The organism is Citrobacter sp. CK188 (assembly GCF_030333525.1).
Taxonomy (GTDB): domain Bacteria; phylum Pseudomonadota; class Gammaproteobacteria; order Enterobacterales; family Enterobacteriaceae; genus Citrobacter_B; species Citrobacter_B koseri.
The window spans coordinates 177,348-195,102 of sequence record NZ_JAOWFU010000036.1; the positions used below are offsets into that span (position 1 = coordinate 177,348).

The window sequence follows — 17,755 nt, forward strand, 5'->3', positions numbered from 1 at the left end:
GCGCCATCCGGCAACCGCAAGGCATGATCGCCGGATGACGACGCAAAGCGTCTCATCCGGCCTGCAACGTCAAGCGTTACGTTTCTCCACCAGCAGGTCGAGGAAGTGCCACAGTTTCTCGTTCATCTCCTGATAATTCCACTCGCGCATTTCGGCGTTCGAGCGAATAAAGCGCTTCCCTTTTGCCGCAGCCAGTTCCTGTTCTGAATGCTGGATCAGCCCTTCTACCGCCTCGGCGGTAAACTCCATATGGCACTGAAAACCGTAGACGGCGTTACCGTATTGCACGATCTGGCGCGGACATCCTTCGCTTGTCGCGAGAACGACCGACTGATCGGTTAACCCTGGCATATCGTTGTGCCAGTGCCCGACCACAAGCGGAGAGCCGAAATGAGCGAGCAGCGGATTCTGTTTCCCGGCTTCCGTCAGCGTAATCGGATAGTGGCCGATCTCCTTTTCCGGGCTCTGGCGTACTTTTGCGCCCAGCGCCTCACCAATCAACTGGGAACCAAGACAGATGCCGATCACAATACGACGCGCAGAGATCGCCTGATTAATAAGCCGCTGCTCCGCTAAAGAGTCAAAATATGGGCACTCTTCGAGCGTAGTACGCGGTGACTGCGGGCCGCCAAACACCACCAGCATATCGAAACCATCTGCATTGGCGGGGACAGGTTCACCGGCATACACGCGGGACCAGGAGAGGGGATAACCGCGATCCTCAGCCCATTGCAGATAGGCTCCGGCAGATTCGAAAGACTCATGAACGACAAAATGAACTCGCACTTTTTCTCTCCTGTTAACGTTTTAACGCCTGATGGATATCAGCCGCCAGTTTGTTGATATCGCCGTCGCCCAGCGTCGACAGCGTAATGCGCAGACCGTGGGCGGGCGCGTTGACGCCAAATGCTTCGCCTTCTCGTACCAGCCAGCCCGCTTTCGCCAGCATAAACGCGATGCTCTGGCTGTGGCTTTTCAACGGCAACCACGCATTCAGCCCATCGCCAGGGGCGTGTGTAAGCCCGGTTCGCTGGAGCGCGCAGGCCAGCTTCTGCTGCTGCGAAGCATAAAATTTCCGGGTCTGCGCCAGCGTTCGCTGATAGTTTTTGTCACTCAGACAGGCATGCACTAAATCTTGCAACAGATGACTGACCCACTGACTGCCGGAATTAAGGCGCAGGCGCAGTCTGGCTGAGGTGGCGGGATCGCTGGCGACAATGGCAAGACGCAGATCCGGCCCCAGCGTCTTTGACATCGAGCGAACCACTGACCAGTGTAGCGTCTCCGGGGCGATCACCGGGTGCCAGGGAGATGAAGAGAGCAGGGCAAAGTGGTCGTCGATAATAACCAGCGCTTGCGGGTATTTTGCCACAATGTTCTGTAGCGCGGCGGCGCGGGAGGCGCTCAAACTGCACCCCGTAGGATTGTGGGCGCGCGGGGTTAAAATGACGGCGCGGGCGCCATTTTTCAGCGCCTGCTCCAGCATCTCAGGCTGCATACCTTCGCTATCGACGCCGACGGGGATGGCAGAAAAACCGGCGTAGCGCAGCATACTGATGCTGCTTAAAAAGCAGGGATCTTCCACCGCCACGCTGTCACCCGGCAGTAAATGGGCGCACAGCAGACGCTCGATGGCGTCAATCGCCCCACTGGTGATATCAATCTCGCCTTCGCCAGGTATAGCATCCTGCATCCACTGCTTCGCCCACGCGTGAAGGCCGGGAGAAACGGCCGCATCGCCGTAAAGACGCGGTGACTTATTTATTGTCGAAAAATAACTGCTGAGATCGGGCAGCCGTTGGGGATCGGGATTGCCGCCGGAAAGATCGGTCAGCGGCGTATCGGGACTGCTTCCTTCCAGCGCGAGCGGAGAAGGCGCACCTTTAATGACCGTACCGTTACGTCCCTGGCTCAGGGCCAGGCCGGATGTCACCAGCCGTTTGTAAGCCGCCGCGACAGTATTTCGGTTCACGTTTAATTCCGATGCCAGTTCCCGCACCGGCGGCAGCGTTTCCCCTGGCACCAGTGCGCCGGTGGTGACATGCTGACGAATACTGTCAAAGATTTCGCTGGCGGTTTTTCCGTCGATCATTATTGACCTATGACAAAATGAATTTTAGCATATGACGATAATAGTGAGGCGTTAGCCCGCTGTCCAGTGAGAGGAGAGGTAAATGGGGCAGGATAGTGAAATACAGTCAGTGCTCTTCGACGATAAGCATCGGGCTTTACAGACCGACATTGTCGCCGTTCAGTCACAGGTGGTGTATGGCAGCGTAGGCAACAGTATTGCCGTACCGGCGATTAAAGCGCAGGGCTTGCGGGTGACGGCGGTGCCCACGGTGCTGTTCAGCAATACGCCGCATTATGAAACGTTTTACGGCGGCATTATTCCTGCCGACTGGTTCAGCGGTTATCTCCAGGCCTTAAATGAGCGGGATGCGCTGCGTGAGCTTAAAGCGGTCACGACGGGCTATATGGGCAGTGCGGAACAAATCGTTCTGCTGGCGAAATGGCTGGAAACGGTGCGGATCGCGCATCCTGAGGTGTGTATTCTGGTCGATCCGGTGATTGGCGACACGGACAGCGGAATGTATGTGAAAGCGGAAATCCCGCAGGCGTATCGTCATTATCTGCTGCCGCTGGCGCAGGGGCTGACGCCGAATGTGTTCGAGCTGGAGATGCTCAGCGGCAAACCGTGCGGCACGCTGGATGAAGCGGTTGCGGCGGCGAAATTGCTGCTCTCCGACACGCTGAAGTGGATTGTGATCACCAGTGCGCCAGGCCAGACGGCGGATACCATCAATGTGGCGGTGGTGACGAGCGGCGGCGTGGATGTGATTGAACACCCGCGTGTGGAAACCGATTTAAAAGGGACGGGCGATCTGTTCTGCGCCGAACTGGTGAGCGGTATTGTGCAGGGGAAAGCGCTGACGGCGGCGACGCGACATGCCGCAGAGCGTGTGCTGGAGGTGATGACCTGGACGCAGCGCTGCGGGTGTGATGAGTTGATTCTGCCACCGGCAGGGGAGGCGCGATGAAGAGCTATCGGCTGGTGGTTCGCCAGCAGGGGCGTGTGGTTGGTCACTTTGAAACGAGCGGGCTTGATGCGCTGGAGGATATCTGCGTGGCGCGCGCGATGTTCGGCATTGCGGGCGGCTATCAGTGTGAATTGCTGGTGTCGGACTCGGAGAAGCGGATGCTGGAAAGCGGGCCGGAAGGGATGAAGATCCTGATGCGCGAGAAGTGCTATCGTCCAGTCACCTCGCTGTTGTGAGCGAGTAACTATGCCGGATGGCGGCAAAAAACGCCTTATCCGGCCTACGATCTTTTATTGTAGGCCCGATAAGCGCAGCGCCATCAGGCGCGGTTTTACCGTAACCAGGATAAAAAAATGGCGCCAGTCGGCGCCATTTTTCCCTGCGGCAAGAATTACTTCTTGATGCGGATAACCGGGGTTTCACCCACAGTCACGCTACCGGACAGTTTGATCAGTTCTTTGATTTCGTCCATGTTGGAGATAACAACCGGAGTCAGGGTAGACTTGGCTTTTTCTTCCAGCAGCGGCAGATCGAACTCAATTACCGGATCGCCAACTTTAACGCGTTGACCTTCTTCAGCAATACGCTTGAAGCCTTCGCCTTTCAGTTCAACGGTGTCGATACCGAAGTGAACGAACAGCTCAATGCCGCTATCCGATTCGATAGAGAACGCATGGTTGGTTTCAAAGATTTTGCCGATGGTGCCGTCTACTGGCGCGACCATTTTGTTACCGGTTGGTTTGATAGCAATGCCATCGCCAACGATTTTCTCGGCAAAAACTACATCCGGCACGTCTTCGATGTTGACGATCTCGCCAGAGAGCGGAGCAACAATCTCAATAGTTCCGGTGTCTTTCTTATCATCAGAAACCAGAGATTTTAGTTTATCGAACAAACCCATGATCTTCTCCTAAGCAGTAAATTGGGCCGCATCTCGTGGATTAGCAGATTGTTTTTTCTTCAATGAACTTGTTAACCAGCGTCATTAACTCGTCCGTTGTCGGTTGAGCAAGAGCCTGCTCTGCTAACACCTTCGCATCTTCGAAGTTCGTGTTACGGATAATCTTCTTAATGCGCGGGATAGAAATGGCGCTCATAGAGAATTCGTCCAGACCCATCCCCAGCAACAGAAGTGTAGCACGTTCGTCGCCTGCAAGCTCACCACACATGCCAGTCCATTTACCTTCAGCATGAGAAGCATCAATAACTTGCTTGATCAAGTTCAGCACGGACGGTGACATTGGCTGGTAAAGATGTGAAATCATATCATTACCACGGTCAACTGCCAGGGTGTACTGCGTTAAATCATTGGTGCCGATACTAAAGAAATCAACTTCTTTGGCTAAATGACGAGCAATGGTTGCCGCAGCCGGTGTTTCTACCATTACGCCAATCTCAATGCTTTCATCAAATGCTTTACCTTCGTCGCGCAGTTCCTGTTTGTAGATTTCAATCTCTTTGCGCAGCGCGCGAACTTCTTCAACAGAGATGATCATCGGGAACATGATGCGCAGTTTACCGAACGCAGAGGCGCGCAGAATGGCGCGAACCTGATCACGCAGGATCTCTTTGCGATCCATAGCGATACGTACCGCACGCCAGCCCAGGAACGGGTTCTCTTCTTTCGGGAAGTTCATGTACGGCAGTTCTTTGTCGCCGCCGATATCCATAGTACGGACGATAACCGCCTGAGAGCCGCAGGCTTCAGCGACGGCTTTGTACGCCGCAAACTGTTCTTCTTCAGTCGGCAGCGCGTCACGGTCCATGAACAGGAATTCAGTACGATACAGACCAACGCCTTCCGCGCCATTGCGCTCTGCGCCTTCAACGTCACGAACGGTACCGATGTTGGCGCAAACTTCTACCTGATGACCGTCCAGCGTGATAGCCGGCAGATCTTTCAGTTTAGCGAGTTCCGCTTTCTCGGTTGCAACCTGCTCCTGAACGGCGCGCAGTTTTTCAATTTCTTCGTTGGTTGGGTTGACGTAAACCTGATTGTTTACGGCATCCAGAATCAGATAGTCGTCGTTTTTCACCTGAGAGGTGACGTTACCGGTGCCCACGATGGCCGGTAGTTCCAGAGAACGCGCCATGATAGAGGTGTGGGAGGTACGGCCACCTGCGTCAGTGATGAAACCCAGCACCTTTTGCAGGTTCAGCTGTGCGGTTTCTGAAGGGGTCAGGTCAGCGGCAACCAGGATGACTTCGTCCTTGATTGCGCTCAGGTCGATGATTGCCAGACCCAGGATGTTGCGCAGCAGGCGCTTACCAATGTCACGCACGTCAGCCGCACGTTCTTTCAGGTATTCATCATCCAGTTCTTCCAGGGCAGTGGCCTGACCTTCGATAACTTCATGCGCAGCTGCGTCAGCCGTCATGTTCTTATCTTTAATCAGGGCTATGATTTCCTGCTCCAGCTCCTCATCTTCGAGCAGCATGATATGCCCTTCAAAGATGGCTTCTTTTTCTTCACCGAACGTTTCACCAGCTTTCGTTTTGATCGCTTCCAGTTGCGCAGATGCCTTGGCACGACCGCTCAGAAAACGTTCAACTTCCTGATCAACCTTGTCGGCAGAAATTTTTTTCCGGTCAATGACGATTTCGTCTTCTTTCAGCAGCAGTGCTTTGCCGAAAGCGATACCCGGGGATGCTAAAATGCCTGAAATCATAACCCTACCTTACTTGTGACTGATTTTTAAAAGAACCCGGGAACTTACTCGAGTTCCGCCATCAGTTTGACCAGATGCTCTACCGCTTTTTGTTCGTCTTCGCCTTCAGCAGCGATGGTGACAACGGTGCCCTGAGTCAGGCCCAGAGTCTGTAGTTTGAACAGGCTTTTTGCGCTGGCGCTTTTGCCGTTGGAAGTCACAGTAATCTCAGAAGTGAAGCCTTTCGCTTCTTTAACAAACTGAGCAGCAGGGCGGGTGTGCAGACCGTTCGGAGCGGTAATGGTAACTTCTTGCTGGAACATTGTATTTCCCCAACTTATAGGTTTAGTGTTGTGGAACTAAAGTCTAGCCTGGCGGTTTGACTTTAGCCTGTATTGTTAGCGTCGGCGTAAACGGGACGCGACACACCAGGTGTTATGCGCAATCCGTTGCTGGCAACTGCTGGCCGCTGACGTTTCGCTCGTCATTAAACATTATGCCGTGAAAGGAAGACTTGAACCAAATCATTAAATCGATTCAGCTAGCGCTTTTCCTGTAACGATTAATTTCGGGCATCAAAATAATTAGTCTGGTTAAATACCAGACCCGGCAGGGTGAATCAATGCCAGGAGGGTTGAAAATTTGAAGCAGGCCACAAAAAAGCACCCAAAAGGGTGCTTTTTTACGCGTTTTTAACATGCTGGCATTACTGTTGCAGTTCTTTTTCAGTAAAGAGATCGGCAAACAAAGCAGTGCTCAGATAACGCTCACCCGATGACGGTAGGATAACCACAATATTCTTATTGGTAAAGGTTTCATCTTCCTGGAGCTTAAGTGCTGCCGCAACGGCCGCGCCGGAAGAGATCCCCGCCAGAATACCTTCTTCTTCCATCAGGCGACGAGCGGTGGAAATGGCTTCTTCATTTGTGATACCGACAACTTTATCAATCAGTTTCAGATCGAGGTTGCCCGGAATGAAGCCCGCGCCAATGCCCTGAATTTTGTGCGGGCCGGGCTTCAGTTCTTCACCAGCCAGCGCCTGCGCGATAACCGGAGAGTCGGTCGGTTCTACTGCTACGGTAATGAGGTCCGTTTTGCCTTTGGTGCCTTTGATGTAGCGGGTGACGCCTGTCAGCGTACCGCCGGTGCCGACGCCGGAGATAAAGACATCGACCTGACCATCGGTATCTTCCCAGATTTCCGGGCCGGTGGTTTTTTCGTGAATTTCCGGGTTAGCCGGGTTGCTGAACTGCTGAAGCAGCAGGTATTTTTCTGGATCGCTGGCGACAATCTCTTCCGCTTTCTGGATAGCGCCTTTCATGCCTTTCGCGCCTTCGGTCAGTACGAGGTTCGCCCCCAGCGCTTTGAGCAGTTTGCGACGCTCAACGCTCATGGTGTCCGGCATGGTCAGCGTCAGCTTGTAGCCACGCGCGGCAGCAACATAAGCCAGCGCGATACCGGTGTTGCCGCTGGTCGGTTCCACCAGTTCGACGCCCGGTTTCAGCACGCCGCGTTTTTCGGCATCCCAAATCATATTGGCACCGATACGGCATTTAACGCTGAAGCTCGGGTTACGTGATTCCACCTTCGCCAGAATGCGTCCGTTACCGATACGGTTCAGTCGAACCAGCGGCGTATGACCGATAGTCAGCGAGTTATCTTCAAAAATCTTACTCATGGCCTGTCCTTAACTGTATGAAATTGGGATACATGGGCTAGCATACCTGCTCAGAGAATATGCGGAAGTAAGGATTTAGCATATCTATATTCGGAAGGGAAATAATGGTTACCTGGATGGAATAAGGAGCGGCATAAGCCCCTCCTTTTTTATACAACTATTTTACAGGTTTATGAGCGTGCCGTGATTCATTTCCATGACCCATGTCTGGAACGGTAGCAATCAACCCACATTGCCGTTGCGCCACACACGGCGACGGGCATGATCACCAGGTTAAGCACCGGGATCATGGTGAACAAACTGGTTAACGCGCCGAACTGCATATTGGCGACTTTCTGCGTGCGCAGGGCGGTGCGCATCTCTTTGAACGGGACTTTGTGGTTGTCGAAGGGATAGTCGCAATACTGAATCGCCAGCATCCACGCGCTGAACAGGAACCACAGCACCGGGGCGACGGTTTGCCCGACCCCTGGAATAAAATAGAGAATTAACAGCACAATGGCGCGCGGCAGATACCAGATGAACTTTTGCCATTCGCGTTTCATAATGCGCGGCACATCTTTCATAATACCCAGTACGCCGGTATCTGGCGGCGTTGCGCCGGTCAGGCGCGCCTCAAGCTGTTCCGCCAGCAGCCCATTGAAAGGGGCGGCGATCCAGTTGGCAATGGTTGAAAAGAAATAGCCGAAGACCAGTAAAACCGAGATGACCGCAATGGGCCACAGCAGATAGCTTAACCACTGCAACCAGTCGGGAACGTGGCTCATCAGCGAAGGGATCCAGACGTCCAGTTGCGTAAACAGCCACCAGAATGCGCCGCCCATCAGCAAAATGTTTACCAGTAACGGCAAAATAACAAAGCGACGGATCCCCGGTTGCGTGACCAGTTTCCACCCCTGTGAGAAATAGTAAAAGCCGCTGCGAGGTGCAGTTGCGGATGATGACACCATAATCAGGACATGCTCCTTTAATAAAGCCCCGGGTAAACTTTGCGTATCTTACCGGGTTGTGACGCGTTCGCCAGTTAAGAAATGTTCGAAAAAACAGCAAAAAGCACGATTTCGTTCATCTTTATGCTGTGAAAGCCAAGAGCGCACTTGCACTTGACGTAATCGGCAAATACTCTTAGTGAGTAAATGTTTGCCGTGGTGGCAAGGTGTTAGAACAACAGAGAATATAATGATGCAGGATTTGCGTCTGATATTAATCATTGTTGGCGCGATCGCCATAATCGCTTTACTGGTACATGGTTTCTGGACCAGCCGTAAAGAACGATCTTCTATGTTCCGCGATCGTCCACTGAAACGCATGAAGTCAAAACGTGACGACGATTCTTACGACGATGACGTCGAAGAAGAGGAAGGCGTGGGTGAAGTTCGTGTTCACCGCGTGAATCATGCCCCCGGCAACGTTCAGGAGCATGATGCGCCTCGTCAGTCGCCGCAACACCAATACCAGCCGCCTTATGCGTCTGCGCAGCCTCGTCAACCGGCTCAGCAGCCGCCTGAAGCGCCAGCGCAGCCGCAGCAACGGCCGCAGTATGGGCAGCCGTCACAACCGCAACCGGCACAACAACCGGCACAGCCTGTGCAGCAGCCAGTACAGCAACAGCCGGTAGCGCCGCAGGTTCAGTCTGCGCCGCAACAGCCTGTTCAGCCAGCGCCACAGCAACCTGCGCCTCAGCCTGCTCCGCAGACTTTCCAGCCAGCGGAACCTGTCGCAGAGCCAGCGCCAGCGCCTGAACCAGTAGTGGAAGAAGCGCCCGTCGCGGAAAAACCGCAGCGTAAAGAAGCGGTCATTATTATGAACGTCGCCGCTCATCATGGCAGCGAGCTTAGCGGCGAAGTGCTGCTGAACAGCATCCAGCAAGCGGGCTTCAAATTTGGCGATATGAATATTTTCCATCGCCACCTGAGCCCGGATGGCAGCGGCCCTGCGCTGTTTAGCCTGGCCAACATGGTGAACCCGGGAACGTTTGATCCTGAAATGACCGGTGATTTCTCCACGCCGGGGGTCACTATCTTTATGCAGGTGCCTTCTTACGGCGACGAACTGCAAAACTTTAAGCTGATGCTCCAGTCTGCGCAGCATATCGCTGATGAAGTCGGCGGCGTGGTGCTTGATGACCAGCGCCGGATGATGACGCCGCAGAAACTGCGTGAATATCAGGATCGCATTCGCGAAGTGAAAGAATCCAACGCCTGAGAAACCCAGGCGTGATCCCCCCTTTCTGAACCCCCGCCTGTCGGGGGTTTTTTATCATTGATGGTGCGATATGGAATCAATCGAACAACAACTGACAGAACTGCGAACCACGCTTCGCCATCATGAGTATCTTTACCATGTGATGGATGCGCCGGAGATCCCGGACGCTGAGTATGACCGTCTGATGCGCGAACTTCGTGAACTGGAAGCGCAGCATCCAGATTTAATTACGCCGGACTCCCCGAGCCAACGTGTCGGAGCGGCGCCGCTGGCGGCGTTCAGCCAGATTCGCCACGAAGTGCCCATGTTGTCGCTGGACAACGTGTTTGATGAAGAGAGTTTTCTGGCGTTTAACAAGCGCGTGCAGGATCGGCTAAAAAGCGGCGATAAACTGACCTGGTGCTGCGAACTGAAGCTGGACGGCCTGGCCGTCAGCATCCTGTATGAAAACGGCGTGCTGATCAGCGCCGCAACGCGTGGCGATGGAACGACCGGCGAGGACATCACCTCCAATGTGCGTACCATTCGCGCTATTCCGCTGAAGCTGCGTGGCGATAACATTCCGGCGCGTCTGGAGGTTCGTGGCGAAGTTTTCCTGCCGCAGGCCGGGTTTGAAAAAATTAATGAAGAGGCGCGCCGCACCGGTAATAAAGTATTTGCCAATCCGCGTAACGCTGCGGCGGGGTCGTTGCGCCAGCTTGATCCGCGTATTACCGCGAAGCGACCGCTCACTTTCTTTTGCTACGGCGTCGGCATTCTGGAAGGTGGCGAACTGCCCGATACGCATCTGGGGCGCTTGCTGCAATTCAAAGCCTGGGGGCTTCCGGTAAGCGATCGGGTGACGTTGTGCGACTCTCCCGAAGCGGTGCTGGACTTCTATCACAAAGTGGAAGAAGACCGCCCGACGCTGGGTTTTGACATTGACGGCGTGGTGATTAAAGTCAACTCGATGGCGTTGCAGGAACAGCTTGGATTCGTCGCCCGCGCGCCGCGCTGGGCGGTGGCCTTTAAGTTCCCGGCGCAGGAGCAAATGACGTTTGTACGCGATGTAGAGTTCCAGGTGGGGCGGACTGGCGCGATCACGCCCGTCGCCCGTCTCGAACCGGTGCATGTTGCGGGTGTGCTGGTCAGCAACGCCACCTTGCACAACGCGGATGAAATTGAGCGTCTTGGCCTGCGCATTGGCGACAAAGTGGTGATTCGCCGCGCGGGGGATGTGATCCCGCAGGTGGTGAACGTGGTGCTTTCCGAACGCCCGGAAGAGACGCGCCCGGTCGAGTTCCCGACGCATTGCCCGGTGTGCGGTTCTGATGTCGAGCGCGTGGAAGGCGAAGCGGTCGCTCGCTGTACCGGTGGCCTGATCTGCGGCGCGCAGCGCAAAGAGTCGCTCAAGCACTTTGTTTCCCGCCGGGCAATGGACGTTGACGGCATGGGCGATAAAATTATCGACCAGCTTGTCGAGAAAGAGTATGTCCACACCCCGGCAGATCTGTTCCGTCTGACGGCAGGCAAACTGACGGGCCTGGATCGTATGGGGCCGAAATCGGCGCAGAATGTGGTGAATGCGCTGGAAAAAGCGAAAGAGACCACCTTCGCGCGATTCCTCTATGCGCTCGGTATCCGCGAAGTGGGCGAAGCCACGGCGGCAGGGTTGGCGGCGTACTTCGGTACGTTAGAGGCGCTGGAAGCGGCCTCTATCGACGAACTGCAAAAAGTGCCGGATGTCGGCATTGTGGTCGCTACGCACGTCTTTAACTTCTTTGCTGAAGAGAGTAACCGGGACGTGATCGGGCAGTTACTGGCGGAAGGCATTCACTGGCCTGCGCCGATCGTGGTTAATGCCGACGAAATCGACAGCCCGTTTGCCGGTAAAACGATCGTCCTGACGGGCAGCCTCAGCCTGATGTCGCGAGATGATGCGAAAGCGCGCCTCGTGGCGCTGGGGGCGAAAGTGGCGGGCAGCGTATCGAAAAAAACCGATCTGGTGATTGCGGGCGAAGCGGCGGGATCTAAGCTGGCGAAAGCGCAAGAACTGGGGATTGACGTGATCGACGAAGCAGAGATGCTCCGCTTACTGGGTGTCTGACATGGAAAAAGAGCAGCTGATTGAGATAGCCAATACGGTGATGCCGTTCGGCAAGTACAAAGGGCGTCGGCTCATTGATGTGCCGGAGGAGTATTTGCTGTGGTTTGCCCGTAAGGATGAATTTCCGGCGGGAAGACTGGGTGAGCTGATGCAAATCACGCTGCTGATTAAAACCGAGGGGCTGACGCAGCTGGTGCAGCCCCTGAAACGGCCTCTTTAAGCCTTCGCGGCGCGGCCTTCTTGCTGCGCCTGCAACTTATCGGTCTGGCGTTTGTAGCGACGCGCCAGCATCGCGCAGACCATCAACTGGATCTGATGGAAGATCATCAACGGCAGCACCATCATCCCAATCACTGAGGTGGGAAACAGAATATTGGCCATCGGGATGCCGTTCGCCAGACTCTTTTTCGACCCGCAGAAGACAATGGTTATCTCATCCGCTTTGCTGAATCCGAACCTGCGGGCGGCAAACACGTTAACGCCAATGACAATCGCCAGCAACACAAGGCTGACGACGACAATAAACAACAACGAGCCCCATCCCACTTTGTGCCAGATACCGTTAACGACGGCTTCGCTGAATGCGGAATAGACGACCAGCAGAATGGAGGTCTGGTCCGTTTTCGCAATCCACTTTTTATGACGCGCGACCCAGTTGCCAATCCACGGACGCGACAGGTGCCCCAGCACAAACGGCAGCAACAGTTGCAGCATGATTTTGCCGACCTGTTCCAGGCTGCCTTCCGCTCCGTGGATATTCATCACCAGGCCGACGAGCAGTGGCGAAAGAAAAATCCCCAGCAGGCTGGAGGCCGATGCCGAACAGACGGCCGCCGCGACGTTTCCTCCCGCCAGAGAGGTAAAGGCGATGGCAGACTGTACGGTCGCGGGCAAAATACACAGGTACAGGAAACCGGTATACAGCATGGGATCGACATTGACGGGCGCCCACCAGGCAAATAGCACCCCGAGAACCGGAAACAGGATGAAGGTGCTGCACATTACCCACAGGTGCAGCCGCCAGTGGCTGCCGCCCGCGATAATGGCTTCGCGTGAGAGTTTTGCGCCATGCATAAAAAACAGCAGCGCAATCGCGGCGGTGGTTAAGCCTTCAAAAAACGGAACGAAATCCCCTTTGGCCGGAAAAAAGGAGGCCAGCAAAACGACGGTGATAAGCGTCAGCGTGAACGGATCAAGAATACGAAAAAGTTTCATAAAAACTCCTGAAAGTCGATGCAGGTATTTTGCTTTTTTCCGTTTGAGAAATAAAATTGATTTATTGCATCTATATATGAATTTAACAGATGAATTATTCTCTGCGTCAACTTCGTATCTTCGTCACCGTTGCTCAGGCTAAAAGCTTTAGTCGGGCAGGGGACGTCATTGGTCTGAGTCAGTCTGCGGTGAGCCACAGCGTAAAAGAGCTGGAACGGCAGACGGGAGTTAAGCTGTTGGATCGCACCACGCGAGAAGTGACGCTGACGGAAGCGGGTCAGCAGCTGGCGGGGCGTCTGGAGCGTGTTCTCGATGAACTGCACAGTACTCTGCGGGAAGCCGGAAGAGTGGGGACGCAGTTAACTGGCACCGTGCGCGTGGCGGCCAGCCAGACGATTTCCGCGCATCTTATCCCGCAGTGCATCGCGCAGAGTAACCAGCTGTACCCGGAAATTGATTTTGTACTGCACGATCGTCCCCAGCAGTGGGTGCTGGAGAGCATTCGTCAGGGTGATGTGGATTTTGGCATTGTCATCGATCCCGGGGCTGTTTCGGATTTGCAATGTGAAGCCGTGCTGTCGGAACCCTTTTTGCTGTTGTGTCGCCAGGATAGCCCGTTAGCGCAGCGGGAGTGGGTTAACTGGCAGGATCTTAAACATGAGCGGCTGGTATTGCAGGATTACGCCTCCGGCAGCCGCCCGTTGATTGACGCGGCTTTCGCGCATTTTGCTATTGATGCCACGATCGTGCAGGAGATTGGGCATCCCGCAACGCTGTTTCCGATGGTGGAGGCGGGGATTGGCATCAGCGTGTTGCCCGCGCTGGCGTTGCCGCTGCCTCAGGGAAGTCATTTGCAGGTGAAACGGCTGACGCCCGTCGTCGAAAGGCAGTTGATGCTGGCGAGACGCAAGAACCGGTCGCTCTCTACGGCGGCTCAGGCGCTGTGGGACGTCGTGCGCATGCAGGCCAGTGAACTTACCGCTGGCCGTGCACGCGATCCGTTGTATCAGATATAAACATCAATTTGGTGATCGTCGGAAGGCGCGTTGACACCTTCGGCCCTGAGTTGTTTCTGCTCCTGCTTCTGTTGCGTTTCTTCTGCCTGCTGGCGCTGTAATTGCGCCAGCTGCGCCTGCAACATTTTAATTTGCGTCTGTATCAGTTCCTGCTGCTTTTGTTTCTCTTCTGTGCTGCCACTGCCGTCAGCAACCTCTTTGAGCTGTTGTGTGAGCTTTGTAATTTGCTGCGTGATGCGTGAGATTTGCGCAGACAGATCGTTACCGGTAGCGGCTTTGCTGCCCGTGCTGCCGCTCTGAACGGCGGAGACTGAAGTGTTGATCGTCGTCATTACCATTTCCTCTTGCCTTAAAACGTTAATATCGGCAGAGGTGAACAGACCTTCAGCAGTCCCTGCCATTTCTGGTGGGCAAATCAGGCAAAGTCTGACCATTTTATTTTACGTATCAATATACATTTTATATCGATCGTCCGGGAAAACGGTATTGGTAATCGGTTGGTTACTCTCGTTATAACAACGACGTACCCAACGTATTTATCGATTATTCCGTTTTTAAGGACCTCTTATGACCCACACCCTTTTTTCGCAGAATCCCTGGTACAGCGCTGACATCATTCGCGCGCACAAGCCTGATTTTATCCCGCGTGTTGCTTTCATTCTTGGCTCCGGTCTGGGAGCGCTGGCGGAGCAAATTGAAGACGCGGTGGCAATTTCTTATGCGCGTTTGCCTGGTTTTCCGGTCAGTACCGTTCACGGGCATGCGGGGGAACTGGTGCTGGGGAATCTGGCTGGAGTCCCGGTGGCATGTATGAAAGGCCGTGGGCACTTTTACGAAGGTCGCGGCATGACGATCATGACTGACGCGATCCGTACCCTGAAACTGCTGGGCTGTGAACTGCTGTTTTGCACTAACGCCGCCGGCTCTCTGCGCCCGGAAGTCGGGCCAGGCAGCCTGGTCGCGTTGAGCGATCATATCAATACGATGCCGGGCACGCCGATGGTGGGGATGAACGACGAACGCTTTGGCGATCGCTTCTTCTCGCTGGCCAATGCCTACGATGCGGATTACCGCGCCATTCTCCAGCGCGTTGCAGGGGAAGAGGGCTTCACGCTTCACGAAGGGGTGTTTGTCTCTTATCCGGGGCCGAACTTTGAGACGGCGGCGGAAATTCGCATGATGCAGATCATCGGTGGCGACGTGGTGGGAATGTCGGTCGTCCCGGAGGTGATTAGCGCGCGTCATTGCGGACTAAAGGTGGTGGCCGTATCCGCGATCACCAATCTGGCGGAAGGGCTGGGTGATGTGAAACTGTCTCATGCGCAAACGCTGGCGGCGGCTGAGCTTTCCCGGCAGAACTTCATCAATCTGATTTGCGGCTTCTTACGCCAACTGGCTTCAAACACAAAATAATAATGGCCCTGCTTGCAGGGCCGTACTTTACGGCAAGGAACGAAAAAATGGGTATTACGTCCCGCTTAAAAGTCATGTCGTTTTTACAATATTTTATCTGGGGAAGCTGGCTGGTGACCCTGGGTTCTTACATGATTAACACCTTACATTTTACTGGCGCTAACGTTGGAATGATTTACAGCTCAAAAGGGCTGGCGGCGATTATTATGCCGGGCATTATGGGGATCGTCGCCGATAAATGGCTGCGTGCCGAGCGTGCATATATGCTCTGCCATCTGGTGTGCGCCGGTGCGTTGTTGTATGCCACGACCGTGACCGACCCGGATGCGATGTTCTGGATAATGTTAATTAATGCAATGGCCTATATGCCGACTATTGCCTTATCCAACAGCGTTTCTTACGCCTGCCTGGCGCAGTCCGGCCAGGACCCGGTTACTGCATTCCCGCCCGTTCGCGTCTTTGGCACCGTGGGCTTTATTATCGCTATGTGGACGGTCAGCTTGATGGGGCTGGAGCTAAGCAGCGCGCAGCTGTACATTGCCGCTGGCGCTTCGCTGTTACTGGCGCTGTATGCCTTTACGCTACCGAAAATTCCGGTGGCGAAGAAGAATACGTCCGCCACGCTTGCCAGCAAACTGGGGCTGGATGCGTTTGTCTTATTCAAAAATCCGCGAATGGCGATTTTCTTTTTGTTTGCGATGATGTTAGGGGCTGTGCTGCAAATTACGAATGTTTTCGGTAATCCCTTCCTGCACGATTTTGCCCGCAATCCGGCGTTTGCTGACAGCGTTGTGGTGAAATATCCCTCCATCCTGCTGTCTGTTTCCCAAATGGCTGAAGTGGGTTTCATTCTGACTATCCCGTTCTTTCTGAAACGCTTTGGCATTAAAACCGTGATGCTGATGAGTATGCTGGCATGGACGCTGCGCTTTGGCTTTTTTGCGTTTGGCGATCCATCCCCGTTTGGCGTTGTGCTGCTGCTGATGTCGATGATTGTTTACGGTTGCGCTTTCGACTTTTTCAATATTTCAGGATCGGTATTTGTTGAGCAGGAAGTCAGTTCGACGATCCGCGCCAGTGCGCAGGGGCTGTTTATGACTATGGTCAATGGCGTAGGCGCCTGGGTCGGGTCAATTTTGAGTGGTATCGCCGTGGACTACTTCTCGGTGGACGGCGTGAAAGACTGGCAGACCATCTGGCTGGTATTCGCCGCTTATGCGCTGGCGCTGGCAGTGATTTTTGCGCTGTTTTTCAAATATAAACATGAGCCAGAAAAATGGCTGGCGAAACCACTGGCGCACTAACGGCTGAAACGGCGGAGTGCCTGCCGCCGTTTCAACGTCCCTGAGACAAATGTGCTAACGTTGCGCATTATTCCTTATCTGTGGAGCGCAATAATCATGGAACGCGTACATCGTATAGATCTTAAATTATTGCGCTATTTTCTCGCTGTTGCTGAGGAGCTGCATTTTGGCCGGGCGGCGGCGCGTCTGAATATGTCTCAGCCTCCTCTGAGTATTCATGTCAAAGAGCTGGAAAATCAGCTCGGCACGCCGTTGTTTGTTCGCCATTCCCGCAGCGTGGCGTTAACGCATGCGGGGAAAATTCTCATGGAAGAGTCGCGGCGTTTGTTGTTCAGCGCGAATCAGGCATTTGCGCGCGTGGAACAGATCGGACGCGGTGAGGCAGGGCGCATTGAACTGGGCGTTGTGGGCACGGCGATGTGGGGGAAAATGCGTCCTGTGATGCGCCGTTTTTTGAAAGAGAACCCCAATGTCGAGGTGTTATTTCGCGAAAAAATGCCTGCGATGCAGATGGCGTTACTGGAGCGACGCGAGCTGGATGCTGGCATCTGGCGGATGGCGATCGAACCGACGGAGGGATTTACCAGCCTGCGCTTACATGAATCCGCATTTCTGGTGGCGATGCCGGAAGATCACCCTCTGGCTTGCTGCCCGGCGATCCCTCTTGATGCGTTACGCAACGAATATTTCGTTACCATGCCTTCGATTCATACCGACTGGGCATTTTTGCAACGTGTTTGTCAGAAAGCCGGATTTACGCCGATGATAGTGCGTGAAGTTATGGAGCCACAAACGGTGCTGGCGATGATCAGCATGGGGATTGGCATTACGTTAATCGCGGACAGTTATGCGCAGATGAACTGGCCGGGCGTGGTGTTCCGCCCTCTGGAAGAACGTATTCCGGCAGATTTGTATATTGTTTACGAGCCGCAGCAGGCAACACTGGCATTAACGAAGTTGATTGATGCGCTGATTCGTTGAGCATTGCCGGATGGCGGCGCAAGCGCCTTATCCGGCCTACAAGACCCGTAGGCCTGATAAGCGAAGCGTCATCAGGCATATAAATATCGCGCATAGCAAAAAGGCGCCTTTAGGGCGCCTTTTTACATTGGTGGGTCGTGCAGGATGACTCGCTTCGCTCGCCCTTCG

General features: G+C 54.3%; 18 protein-coding genes. 9 read left to right on the plus strand and 9 right to left on the minus strand.

The annotated features are described in order from the left end of the window. Positions 1-69: 69 nt before the first annotated feature. Both OGV67_RS18420 and ptsJ read right to left on the minus strand, forming a co-directional pair. The gene (locus OGV67_RS18420; protein WP_115614578.1) at positions 70-786 is read right to left on the minus strand and encodes a type 1 glutamine amidotransferase; all 717 of its coding nucleotides are present in this window, start codon (positions 784-786) and stop codon (positions 70-72) included. 13 nt (positions 787-799) lie between these two features. Then, positions 800-2,092, minus strand: a complete 1,293-nt coding sequence (gene ptsJ / locus OGV67_RS18425; protein WP_115614579.1) for a MocR-like B6 salvage transcription factor PtsJ — start codon at positions 2,090-2,092, stop codon at positions 800-802. Between the two features lie 82 nt (positions 2,093-2,174). Between ptsJ and pdxK the strand changes: the two genes are divergently transcribed. Together pdxK and OGV67_RS18435 are read left to right on the plus strand one after the other, a co-directional pair. Continuing rightward, positions 2,175-3,041, plus strand: a complete 867-nt coding sequence (gene pdxK / locus OGV67_RS18430; RefSeq protein ID WP_115614580.1) for a pyridoxine/pyridoxal/pyridoxamine kinase — start codon at positions 2,175-2,177, stop codon at positions 3,039-3,041. Next, positions 3,038-3,277, plus strand: a complete 240-nt coding sequence (locus OGV67_RS18435) for a hypothetical protein (protein WP_012131365.1) — start codon at positions 3,038-3,040, stop codon at positions 3,275-3,277. Before pdxK ends, OGV67_RS18435 begins: the two co-directional genes overlap by 4 nt. Positions 3,278-3,432: 155 nt before the next feature. On the opposite strand, the gene crr is transcribed toward OGV67_RS18435, so the two are convergent. From crr to cysZ, 5 genes are all read right to left on the minus strand, one after another. Further along, complete coding sequence (gene crr, locus OGV67_RS18440) at positions 3,433-3,942, minus strand: PTS glucose transporter subunit IIA (protein ID WP_000522253.1); 510 nt, start codon at positions 3,940-3,942, stop codon at positions 3,433-3,435. Positions 3,943-3,982: 40 nt separating this feature from the next. Beyond that, positions 3,983-5,710 (minus strand): phosphoenolpyruvate-protein phosphotransferase PtsI, encoded by a 1,728-nt coding sequence (gene ptsI / locus OGV67_RS18445; RefSeq protein ID WP_047462162.1) that lies wholly within the window; start codon positions 5,708-5,710, stop codon positions 3,983-3,985. A 44-nt stretch (positions 5,711-5,754) separates the two neighbouring features. Beyond that, positions 5,755-6,012, minus strand: coding sequence for a phosphocarrier protein Hpr (gene ptsH / locus OGV67_RS18450; protein WP_005971891.1), 258 nt, complete (start codon positions 6,010-6,012; stop codon positions 5,755-5,757). A 383-nt stretch (positions 6,013-6,395) separates the two neighbouring features. Further along, the gene (cysK, locus tag OGV67_RS18455; RefSeq protein WP_047462171.1) at positions 6,396-7,367 is read right to left on the minus strand and encodes a cysteine synthase A; all 972 of its coding nucleotides are present in this window, start codon (positions 7,365-7,367) and stop codon (positions 6,396-6,398) included. A gap of 188 nt (positions 7,368-7,555) precedes the next feature. Then, positions 7,556-8,317, minus strand: a complete 762-nt coding sequence (cysZ, locus tag OGV67_RS18460) for a sulfate transporter CysZ (protein ID WP_112001786.1) — start codon at positions 8,315-8,317, stop codon at positions 7,556-7,558. Positions 8,318-8,546: 229 nt separating this feature from the next. Here cysZ and zipA point away from each other — a divergent pair, with 229 nt between their 5' ends. The 3 genes from zipA (at position 8,547) to OGV67_RS18475 (ending at position 11,878) form a co-directional block, all read left to right on the plus strand. Continuing rightward, on the plus strand, positions 8,547-9,572 hold the full coding sequence (zipA, locus tag OGV67_RS18465) for a cell division protein ZipA (RefSeq protein ID WP_115614581.1): 1,026 nt from the start codon (positions 8,547-8,549) through the stop codon (positions 9,570-9,572). Between the two features lie 70 nt (positions 9,573-9,642). Further along, complete coding sequence (ligA, locus tag OGV67_RS18470) at positions 9,643-11,658, plus strand: NAD-dependent DNA ligase LigA (protein ID WP_012131372.1); 2,016 nt, start codon at positions 9,643-9,645, stop codon at positions 11,656-11,658. A gap of 1 nt (position 11,659) precedes the next feature. Beyond that, entirely contained in the window at positions 11,660-11,878 is a 219-nt protein-coding gene (locus OGV67_RS18475) for a DUF3820 family protein (protein ID WP_012131373.1), read from the plus strand. Here OGV67_RS18475 and OGV67_RS18480 read toward each other — a convergent pair. Further along, positions 11,875-12,873 carry a bile acid:sodium symporter family protein gene (locus tag OGV67_RS18480; RefSeq protein ID WP_058667834.1) on the minus strand — a complete coding sequence of 333 codons (999 nt, stop codon included), beginning with the start codon at positions 12,871-12,873 and terminating at the stop codon, positions 11,875-11,877. The genes OGV67_RS18475 and OGV67_RS18480 overlap by 4 nt on opposite strands. 89 nt (positions 12,874-12,962) lie before the next feature. Here OGV67_RS18480 and OGV67_RS18485 point away from each other — a divergent pair, with 89 nt between their 5' ends. Further along, the gene (locus OGV67_RS18485) at positions 12,963-13,889 is read left to right on the plus strand and encodes a LysR family transcriptional regulator (RefSeq protein WP_012131376.1); all 927 of its coding nucleotides are present in this window, start codon (positions 12,963-12,965) and stop codon (positions 13,887-13,889) included. Here OGV67_RS18485 and OGV67_RS18490 read toward each other — a convergent pair. After that, on the minus strand, positions 13,880-14,221 hold the full coding sequence (locus OGV67_RS18490) for a FlxA-like family protein (RefSeq protein ID WP_024130136.1): 342 nt from the start codon (positions 14,219-14,221) through the stop codon (positions 13,880-13,882). The two genes, OGV67_RS18485 and OGV67_RS18490, sit on opposite strands and share 10 nt — an antisense overlap. Positions 14,222-14,456: 235 nt before the next feature. Between OGV67_RS18490 and xapA the strand changes: the two genes are divergently transcribed. The 3 genes from xapA to OGV67_RS18505 all read left to right on the plus strand — a co-directional run bounded on the left by xapA (position 14,457) and on the right by OGV67_RS18505 (position 17,587). After that, entirely contained in the window at positions 14,457-15,302 is an 846-nt protein-coding gene (gene xapA, locus OGV67_RS18495) for a xanthosine phosphorylase (RefSeq protein ID WP_058667832.1), read from the plus strand. A 47-nt stretch (positions 15,303-15,349) separates the two neighbouring features. Further along, positions 15,350-16,606, plus strand: a complete 1,257-nt coding sequence (locus OGV67_RS18500; RefSeq protein ID WP_058667830.1) for a nucleoside permease — start codon at positions 15,350-15,352, stop codon at positions 16,604-16,606. 96 nt (positions 16,607-16,702) lie between these two features. After that, on the plus strand, positions 16,703-17,587 hold the full coding sequence (locus OGV67_RS18505; RefSeq protein ID WP_115614583.1) for a LysR family transcriptional regulator: 885 nt from the start codon (positions 16,703-16,705) through the stop codon (positions 17,585-17,587). Positions 17,588-17,755 lie beyond the last annotated feature (168 nt).

What these genes read in the sequence shown, in the direction of transcription:
- ptsJ (WP_115614579.1), bottom strand. Translation starts at nt 2,092, where the DNA reads ATGATCGACGGAAAAACCGCCAGCGAAATCTTTGACAGTATTCGTCAG.
- pdxK (WP_115614580.1), top strand. Translation starts at nt 2,175, where the DNA reads ATGGGGCAGGATAGTGAAATACAGTCAGTGCTCTTCGACGATAAGCAT.
- OGV67_RS18435 (WP_012131365.1), top strand. Translation starts at nt 3,038, where the DNA reads ATGAAGAGCTATCGGCTGGTGGTTCGCCAGCAGGGGCGTGTGGTTGGT.
- crr (WP_000522253.1), bottom strand. Translation starts at nt 3,942, where the DNA reads ATGGGTTTGTTCGATAAACTAAAATCTCTGGTTTCTGATGATAAGAAA.
- ptsI (WP_047462162.1), bottom strand. Translation starts at nt 5,710, where the DNA reads ATGATTTCAGGCATTTTAGCATCCCCGGGTATCGCTTTCGGCAAAGCA.
- ptsH (WP_005971891.1), bottom strand. Translation starts at nt 6,012, where the DNA reads ATGTTCCAGCAAGAAGTTACCATTACCGCTCCGAACGGTCTGCACACC.
- cysK (WP_047462171.1), bottom strand. Translation starts at nt 7,367, where the DNA reads ATGAGTAAGATTTTTGAAGATAACTCGCTGACTATCGGTCATACGCCG.
- cysZ (WP_112001786.1), bottom strand. Translation starts at nt 8,317, where the DNA reads ATGGTGTCATCATCCGCAACTGCACCTCGCAGCGGCTTTTACTATTTC.
- zipA (WP_115614581.1), top strand. Translation starts at nt 8,547, where the DNA reads ATGATGCAGGATTTGCGTCTGATATTAATCATTGTTGGCGCGATCGCC.
- ligA (WP_012131372.1), top strand. Translation starts at nt 9,643, where the DNA reads ATGGAATCAATCGAACAACAACTGACAGAACTGCGAACCACGCTTCGC.
- OGV67_RS18475 (WP_012131373.1), top strand. Translation starts at nt 11,660, where the DNA reads ATGGAAAAAGAGCAGCTGATTGAGATAGCCAATACGGTGATGCCGTTC.
- OGV67_RS18480 (WP_058667834.1), bottom strand. Translation starts at nt 12,873, where the DNA reads ATGAAACTTTTTCGTATTCTTGATCCGTTCACGCTGACGCTTATCACC.
- OGV67_RS18485 (WP_012131376.1), top strand. Translation starts at nt 12,963, where the DNA reads ATGAATTATTCTCTGCGTCAACTTCGTATCTTCGTCACCGTTGCTCAG.
- OGV67_RS18490 (WP_024130136.1), bottom strand. Translation starts at nt 14,221, where the DNA reads ATGACGACGATCAACACTTCAGTCTCCGCCGTTCAGAGCGGCAGCACG.
- xapA (WP_058667832.1), top strand. Translation starts at nt 14,457, where the DNA reads ATGACCCACACCCTTTTTTCGCAGAATCCCTGGTACAGCGCTGACATC.
- OGV67_RS18500 (WP_058667830.1), top strand. Translation starts at nt 15,350, where the DNA reads ATGGGTATTACGTCCCGCTTAAAAGTCATGTCGTTTTTACAATATTTT.
- OGV67_RS18505 (WP_115614583.1), top strand. Translation starts at nt 16,703, where the DNA reads ATGGAACGCGTACATCGTATAGATCTTAAATTATTGCGCTATTTTCTC.